General features: G+C 64.9%; 2 protein-coding genes and 1 pseudogene. All 3 read right to left on the reverse strand.

Annotation, left to right across the window (positions count from 1 at the left end):
* Positions 1–65: 65 nt before the first annotated feature.
* On the reverse strand, positions 66–983 hold the full coding sequence (locus AC1D00_RS39205; RefSeq protein ID WP_028148057.1) for a branched-chain amino acid ABC transporter permease: 918 nt from the start codon (positions 981–983) through the stop codon (positions 66–68).
* Between the two features lie 384 nt (positions 984–1,367).
* Positions 1,368–1,586, reverse strand: coding sequence for a hypothetical protein (locus tag AC1D00_RS39210; RefSeq protein WP_025575587.1), 219 nt, complete (start codon positions 1,584–1,586; stop codon positions 1,368–1,370).
* A 1-nt stretch (position 1,587) separates the two neighbouring features.
* Positions 1,588–1,881, reverse strand: a pseudogene (locus AC1D00_RS39215) (acyl-homoserine-lactone synthase); the annotation flags it as partial.

Here is a 1,881-nt window from a genome sequence, read left to right on the forward strand (position 1 = left end):
GAGCGGCAGCAGCACGAGGCCCGCCAGCATCAGGGCCGTGGCGGCCTTGCTCACAGTGAAAGCCTTCATCGACGATTGGCCGGAAACAGCCCCTCCGGCCGCACCACCAGCACGATCGCCATCAGCAGGTAGATCAGCATGGACGACAGCGCCGGCGCGGCGGTGGAGGCGGCGGCGCCGCTCAGCACCTGCCGCAGCAGGTTGGGCAGGAAGGCGCGGCCGAGCGTGTCGATCATGCCGACGAAGATCGCGGCCAGGAACGCGCCGCGGATCGAGCCGATGCCGCCGATCACGATGATGACGAAGGCGAGGATCAGGATGTTCTCGCCCATCCCGATCTGCACGGTGAGGATCGGCGCCTGCATCAGGCCGGCAAGGCCGGCGAGCGCCGCACCGAGCCCGAACACCAGCGTGTAGAGCAGCTTGATGTTGATGCCGAGCGCGCCGATCATCTCGCGGTTGGAGGCACCGGCCCGGATCAGCATGCCGATGCGCGTGCGCATCACGCCGAGATAGAGCAGAAGCGCGACCAGCAGCGCCACCACGATGATGGCGAGGCGATAGGCGGGATAGTGAATGCCGGGCAGGATCGGCACCGGCACGGTGAGCCAGGCCGGCAGCGGCAGCGCGAGGCCCGCCGGGCCCCAGATCAGCCGCACGGCTTCATTGAAGAACAGGATCAGGCCGAACGTCGCGAGCACGTGGTCGAGATGGTCGCGGCCGTAGAGATGCCGCAGCGCCGTCATCTCGAGCACGATGCCGAGCACAAGCGTCGCACCGAGCGCCATCAGCGCGCCGAGCAGGAAGCTGCCGGTCCAGGCCGCGAAGGTCGCGGCGAAATAGGCGCCCATCATGTAGAGCGAGCCGTGCGCGAGGTTGACGAGATCCATGATCCCGAACACCAGCGTCAGGCCGGCGGCGAGCAGGAACAGCAGCAGGCCAAACTGCAATCCGTTCAGGAACTGTTCGACGACGAGCAGCATCAAGACTCTTTCAGGCGCACGCAGCGTCGCGCCGATGTTCGAACACAGTCGCCATCAGTGAAAGAGCTCCCCCTGCCTCTTCAAGGCCGAAAAATGGGTAATGGCAGTATCGTGCCGAGGCAAGAGCGATTTGACACCAAACATGCACTTTGTTGCATCCCGGCGCAAACGGCCGAAACCTGTCCCGCGATGCAAGAAGGCTGCCGCGCAGCATGGGGCAACCTGCCGCACCCGAACTGAGAGCTTGAGCACTAACGCATCCACGGCGTCATGGCCGGGCATGACGACCTCTTGCAAACGCTCAGAAGTAATCACCCTCCCCCCGGGTAGGCCGGGGAGAGGGTGAGGACGTCGTCGGAATGAAGGAAGTGAAGAAGGCTGCGTCTAGTGCGACGTCATCTGGTGGGGAAGATCGTCCGGGCCGGCGACCACGTTGTTTGCCGTCGAGGCCTCCAGTGCTGCCATCCGGAACAGATAGGCGAGCGTCGTCAGTCCGGAGTCGTCCGCCATCTGCGCCAGCTCGAGCGCCATGTCGGACATGTAGCCGAGATTCTCGTCCTTGATTAGCGCCATGATCTGGCTGTCCCGCATCATGTTCGACATTTCAGGCGCTCTTTCGTTGCGCGGCAGCGAGGCCGCAGAGGTTGGCACGGGCGACGGCGTCCAGACGCGGGCCGTCCTGTTGCACGATCGAAGCCATGCCGATGCGATCATGCAGGGCATCGAGCGTCTGGCGACGAATGTCGATGGTGGCCGCCATGGTCCAGGCGTTCTCGACCAGAGCCGGCAGGCCGAGCGGCGTCACGACGAAGCCGGCCTCGTGAAAGCGCGGCAACCACCAGGTTTCCATGATCGCGCTGACCTGCGCGATTCCCTGGCCGAGGCAGAACTCCTGCAC

It is taken from the genome of Bradyrhizobium sp. P2_E8 (assembly GCF_056403875.1).

Coding starts and splice junctions, on each gene's coding strand:
- AC1D00_RS39210 (WP_025575587.1), bottom strand. CDS start 1,586: ATGTCGAACATGATGCGGGACAGCCAGATCATGGCGCTAATCAAGGAC.
- AC1D00_RS39205 (WP_028148057.1), bottom strand. CDS start 983: ATGCTGCTCGTCGTCGAACAGTTCCTGAACGGATTGCAGTTTGGCCTG.